Annotated in this window: 5 protein-coding genes; 4 read left to right on the top strand and 1 reads right to left on the bottom strand. The window is 72.0% G+C overall.

All coding sequences use genetic code 11. The features are described from left to right. Window positions 1-559: NAD(P)-dependent oxidoreductase (locus ACFPZL_RS09060; RefSeq protein WP_382335161.1), on the bottom strand; the 559-nt coding region annotated here is incomplete at its 3' end. Between the two features lie 87 nt (window positions 560-646). On the opposite strand from ACFPZL_RS09060, the gene ACFPZL_RS09055 reads away from it, so the two are divergent. The 4 genes from ACFPZL_RS09055 to ACFPZL_RS09040 all read left to right on the top strand — a co-directional run. Then, complete coding sequence (locus ACFPZL_RS09055; RefSeq protein WP_218114545.1) at window positions 647-2,293, top strand: amidohydrolase; 1,647 nt, start codon at window positions 647-649, stop codon at window positions 2,291-2,293. A gap of 80 nt (window positions 2,294-2,373) precedes the next feature. After that, entirely contained in the window at window positions 2,374-3,300 is a 927-nt protein-coding gene (locus ACFPZL_RS09050) for an alpha/beta fold hydrolase (RefSeq protein WP_218114544.1), read from the top strand. Between the two features lie 97 nt (window positions 3,301-3,397). Beyond that, entirely contained in the window at window positions 3,398-4,468 is a 1,071-nt protein-coding gene (locus tag ACFPZL_RS09045) for a lipoate--protein ligase family protein (RefSeq protein ID WP_218114543.1), read from the top strand. Window positions 4,469-4,574: 106 nt separating this feature from the next. Continuing rightward, the coding region (locus tag ACFPZL_RS09040) for an aminotransferase class I/II-fold pyridoxal phosphate-dependent enzyme (protein WP_382335159.1) at window positions 4,575-5,827 on the top strand (1,253 nt) is incomplete at its 3' end.

Raw genomic sequence — 5,827 nt, 5'->3', positions numbered from 1 at the left:
CGAAGCCGCGGACGGGCACCTCCTCGCCGGCGAGGTTCCGGTCGGTCCGCGCAGTGCGGGCGACGCGGTCGACGACGGTCTCGAAGCCGGCCAGCCGGGCCTCGACGGCCTTGCCCACGCCGCCGTAGCCGACGAGCAGCACCCGGCGATCCGCGAGGCTCGTGAAGAACCTCGGGCGCCAGTCGTGCGTCTCGGCCGAGCGCACGAACTCCGGGATGCCGCGCTGCGCCGCGAGCGCGAGCGCGAGAGCGAGCTCGGCGGTCGAGGTCTCGTGCACGGTCGTGGCGTTGGCGAACGGCGTTCCGGCGGGCAGGTACTCCTCGACCCCGTTGTAGCCGATCGACTGCCACTGCAGCAGACGGGTCTCGACGTCGGCGAGGGCGGCGAGCGCCTCGTTCCCGTTCAGGTAGGGCGCCACCACGATGTCGATGTGCGCGCGCGGCGGCGGCCCGTCGAGATCCCAGTGCTCGAACTCGACGCCCGGCACCTCGCCGAGCGCGTCCTTCAGACCGCCGTCGCTCGGCAGCGACACCACCAGCGACGTCCCCGTTTCCACCATGGTTCGAGCATACTGGGGCGGCCTGCTGGCCGCGTGTCGGCTGCGCGGTCTACCATCGAGAGCATCGCCGACGAAAGCAGGTCCAGCATGTCCTCGCCCACCACGGTCTACCGCAATGCGACCGTCTTCACCGGAGACGCGACGGTTCGGCCGCAGGAGAGCCTCGCGATCCGCGGTGACCGGATCCTGGCCGTCGGCGACCTCGACGCGGTGCGGCTCGCCGCAGGAGAGGACGCCTCGGAGGTGGACCTGGGCGGCGCGCTGGTGACGCCGGGGGTCAACGAGGGCCACGCGCACATGATGATGCTCGGCGAGGCGCTGACGAAGGTGCAGCTGCGCGACGCGAGCACGGTCGCCGAGGTGCAGGATCGGCTGCGGGCCGCCCGCGCCGCGCACCCGGACGCCCCGCGCATCCTCGGGGTCAGCTGGCGCTTCGACCTCTTCGCCGATGGGGAGAGGCCGACGGCGGCGATGCTCGACGAGGCCGTGCCCGACGTACCGGTGATCCTCGACGCCAACGATCTGCACTCCATCTGGGTGAACTCGGCGGCGCTCGAGGCGATCGGCATCGACCGCGACACGCCCGACCCCGTGGGCGGGGAGATCGTGCGCGACGAGCACGGCGATGCGACCGGGTTCCTGCTCGAGACCGCCGCCATCCAGTACGGCTGGGACTACCTGGCATCGGTCACGACGGACGAGGATCAGGATCGCTTCCTCGACAACGCCTTCGCCGCCTATCTCGAGACCGGGGTGACCGGCGCGACGGAGATGTCGTTCGGCCGCGCGGAGCTCGCCGCCTACAGCCGACGCCTGGACCGGGACGGCCGGCTGCCGTTCCCCGTCGACGCCCACTGGCTGCTCACCGCGACCGGCGACCACGAGCGCGACCTGGCGCAGATCGACGGGATCGCACGCATCCGCGACGACGTCTCGGTACGATACGGCGACGACTGGCTGCGGATCGTGGGCGTGAAGTTCATCCTCGACGGCGTGATCGACGCCTGCACCGCCACGATGCGCGCGCCCTACGCGAACGGCGCCCTGCCCGGGCCCATCTGGGAGCGCGAGTTCGCGCTGCCGATGGCCGTCGCCGCCGATGCGGCCGGGCTCCGCCTCGCCTTGCACGCGATCGGCGACGAGGCGAGCACGATCGCGCTCGACATGGTGCAGGAGTGCATACGCGTGAACGGGCCGCGCGCGGATCGCCGCCCGCGGGTGGAGCACCTGGAGTACGTCGCCGACGACACGATCGCGCGCATGGCGGCGCTCGGGGTGACGGCATCGATGCAGCCGGTCCACTGCGATCCCGCCGTGCTCGACAACTGGCAGGCGATGCTCGGGGACGAGCGCGCGCTCGGCGGATTCCCCTGGCACAAGTTCCGCGCCGCCGGGGTGCACCTCGCGCTCGGCACCGACGCGCCCACCGCGCCCCACGAGGCGCCCGACAACCTTTTCATCGCTCTCACCGCGAAGTCGGCGCTCGAGGCGGATCGCCCGCCGTACCAGCCGGAACGGGTGTTCACGCCAGAGCAGGCGCTCGAGGCGATGACGCTCGGCACCGCCTACGCCACGTGCCGCGACGGCGAGCTCGGCAGGCTCGCGGCCGGCTACCGCGCCAATGCGGTGGTGTTCGCGGCGGATCCGCTGCACGAGGCCCCGGAGGCGCTGCTCGGCACGGCCTCGCGGTTGACCCTGGTCGACGGCGGGGTCGCGCACCGGCGGGTCGTCTGAGGCTCGGGCAATAGGCTCGGGTGCATGAGGCACTGGCACAGCGGCACGGACGCGGACCCGACTGGCACGGAGGCATCGAGATGAGCGGACGTTCGGGCGACGAGGTGACGCACGAGACCTTCACCTACACCGATGCCCGGGGAGTCGAGATCACCGCGTACCGCTGGGGACCGGGTGCTCCGAGCAACGACACCGACGTGATCGCGGGAGCTCTCGACGGCGCCGGGCCGCTGGGCGTGGTGCAGATCTCGCACGGAGTCGGCGAGTACGCGTTGCGCTACGACGCCTTCGCCCGGGCCCTCGTGTCGAACGGCTTCGTCGTATACGCGGACGATCACCGCGGGCACGGCCGGACCGGAATGCAGCAGTACGACGGCGACACCTCGCGGCTCGGGCGGCTCGGGCCGGGCGGTCTGCGCGCGGCCGAATCCGCGATCCGGCAGTTGACCGGCATCATCCGCGAGAGGCACCCGGACCTGCCGCTCGTGATGTTCGGGCACTCGTGGGGCTCGCTCATGGCGCAGCGGATCCTGAACCGCGAACCGCGCGCCTTCGACGCCGTGATCCTCTCGGGCAGCGCGTACCGCACCGCCCGCTTCATGGAGAGCGGCGACCTCAACCGGAATTGGCGCGGAGCGGGCGCGAACGGCTTCGAGTGGCTGAGCCGCGACACGGCCGTCTCGGTCGCGTTCGCCGCGGACCCGCTGTGCTTCGAGGCCGACATCCTGAAGCTCTTCGGCGTCGCCGACGGACTGCGCCTCTTCGGCACGCCCGGCCCCGGGCTCGCCCCCGAGATCCCCCTGCTCATCGTCTCGGGCGGCGACGACCCGCTCAGTCGCGGCGACGGCCTGCAGCGGCTCGCGGCCGCCTACCGGGCGCGGGGCGTGCGCGACGTCACGGTGAGGATCTACCCGGGCGCGAGGCACGAGACGCTCAACGAGACGAACCGCGACGAGGTGACGGCGGACCTCATCACCTGGATCACGGACCGCGTCACGGGCGGCTGAGGCGGCCGAAGGAGACTGTCGGCCACGGGCGGCGTCGGACGGTATCAGGCGCTGTCATCGATCGGCGACCGCACGCACGACGGCGTAGCCTGGAGGGGTGAGCGGAAAGCACAGCGAGTACAAGGTTCCCGGCGGCAAGCTGGTCGTCGTCGACTTCGAGGTGGAGGACGCCGGCGACGGGGGCCGGATCACCGACTTCCGGCTGAGCGGCGACTTCTTCCTCGAGCCCGACGATCTGCTCGACGTCATCAACGGCGCGGTGGATGGGCTGAGCGTCGAGAGCACGGTCGAGGAGGTCGGCGCGGCGATCCAGCACGCGCTGCCCGCGGACGCGCAGCTGCTCGGGGTGACCCCCGAGTCGGTCGGGGTGGCGGTGCGCCGGGCGCTCACCGGCGCCGCGCAGTGGCGGGACTACGACTGGCGGATCCTGCGCACCCGCCCGGTGTCGCCTATGCTGAACGCCGCCCTCGACGAGGTGCTGACGACGCAGGTCGGCCGCGGCGAGCGCGGGCCGACGCTGCGCATCTGGGAGTGGGATCGCCCGGCCGTGATCATCGGCAGCTTCCAGTCGGTGCGGAACGAGGTGGACGAGGAGCAGCTCGCCGCCCGCGGAGCCCAGCTGGTTCGCCGCATCTCCGGCGGCGGCGCGATGTTCATGGAACCGGAGGCGACCATCACCTACGCCCTCTACGCGCCGATCGAGCTGGTGCAGGGCATGGGATTCGCTGAATCGTACGCGTTCCTCGACGAGTGGGTGCTCGAAGCGCTGCGCTCGCTCGGGATCGACGCCGTCTACCAGCCGCTCAACGACATCACGAGCCCGCTGGGCAAGATCGGCGGCGCCGCCCAGAAGCGGCTCGCGAGCGGAGCCGTGCTGCATCACGCGACGATGGCCTACGACATGGATGCCGACGCCATGACGCGGGTTCTGCGGATCGGCCGCGAGAAGCTGAGCGACAAGGGGACCGCGAGCGCGCAGAAGCGCGTGGATCCGCTGCGCAGCCAGACCGGGCTGCCGCGCGAGGCGATCATCGAGCGGATGCTCGAGACCTTCACCCACCGACACGGCGGCGAAGCCGACGAGCTGAGCGACGCCGACTACGCGGCGGCCGAGCAGCTGATGGCCTCCAAGTTCACGACCGAGGCCTGGATCCGACGCGTCCCCTGACGAGGGATCCAGCCCTCGGTACACTGTCTGACAGCAGACCAAGCGGGTCGGGCGCGACACCGCGCCTCCCCCATCCGGCGAACCGCACCGACGAGAGATTGAGACCATGGCCAGACGCCGCTTCAGCGAGGCCCAGCACGCCTCGGCACCCTACGCCGCCGCGCTGCGCGCGCACGCCGAGCGGCAGCCGCTCATGTTCATGGTCCCCAGCCACGCGGGCACCCCGAGCGGGCTCTCCGAGGAGCTCGCCGAGTTCGTGGGCGAGCGCGCACTGGCGATGGACATCCCCCAGCTCATCGACGGCATCGACGTCGGCCCGGAGAGCGCCTTCGTCGAGGCCGAACAGCTCGCCGCCGACGCCTGGGGCGCGCATCGCACCTGGTTCCTCGCCAACGGGTCGTCGCAGGGCAACCGCATCGCCGTCCTCGCCGCAGCCGGCCTGGGCATCGGAGACGGGATCGTCGCCCAGCGCAGCGCGCATTCGAGTCTCACCGACGGGCTGATCGTCACCGGCCTGGCGCCCCGGTTCCTCGCCCCGAACATCGACCACCGACGCGGCATCAACCACGGCGTCACCCCCGCGATGCTGGTGGGCGAGCTGGCACGGGCGGCCGCCGACGGGGCCGCCGTCTGCGCCGTCTACGTCATCTCCCCGAGCTACTTCGGCGCGGTCTCCGACATTCCCGGCCTCGCCGCCGCCGCACATGCGCACGGCGTCCCGCTCATCGTCGATGCGGCCTGGGGCGCCCACTTCGGCTTCCACGACGCCCTGCCCGAGTCGCCGACCCGCCTCGGCGCCGACATAGTGGTCACGAGCGCCCACAAGATGGGCGGCAGTCTCGGCCAGTCCGCACTGGTCCATCTCTCGGACGGCCCATTCACCGAGCGCCTCGAACCGCTGCTCGATCGCGCGTTCCGCCTCACCCAGACCACCAGCGCGAGCTCTCTCCTGCTCGGCTCGCTGGACATCGCCCGCCGCGCGCTCGTCACGCGGCCCGACCTGCTCGAGCTCAGCATCGGCCTCGCGGACCGACTGCGCGGCTGGGTGCGCGAGCACGCCGACTTCTCGCTGGTCGGCGACGACTTCGGCGAGTTCCCCGACATCGTCGGCGCAGACCCCCTGCGCGTGCCGATCGACGTCAGCCGGACCGGGCGGACCGGCTACGAGGTGCGCTCGCTGCTGGCCGAGCAGGACGGGATCCTGCTCGAGATCGCCACGTCGAGCGCGATCGTCGCCTTCTTCGGCCCCGGCAAGCCTCTCGAGGTCGAACAGCTGGAGGCCGCGCTGACCCGGATCGCCGGGACTCGCGACGCGGATCGGGCGACCGCGGGCGCGGCGATGCCTCCGCTCCCCGCGCC

The sequence above is a fragment of the Leucobacter soli genome (genome assembly GCF_042659205.1).
In the GTDB taxonomy this organism is placed as follows: Bacteria; Actinomycetota; Actinomycetes; order Actinomycetales; family Microbacteriaceae; genus Leucobacter; species Leucobacter soli.
This window is presented reverse-complemented; position numbering and strand designations above follow the sequence as displayed.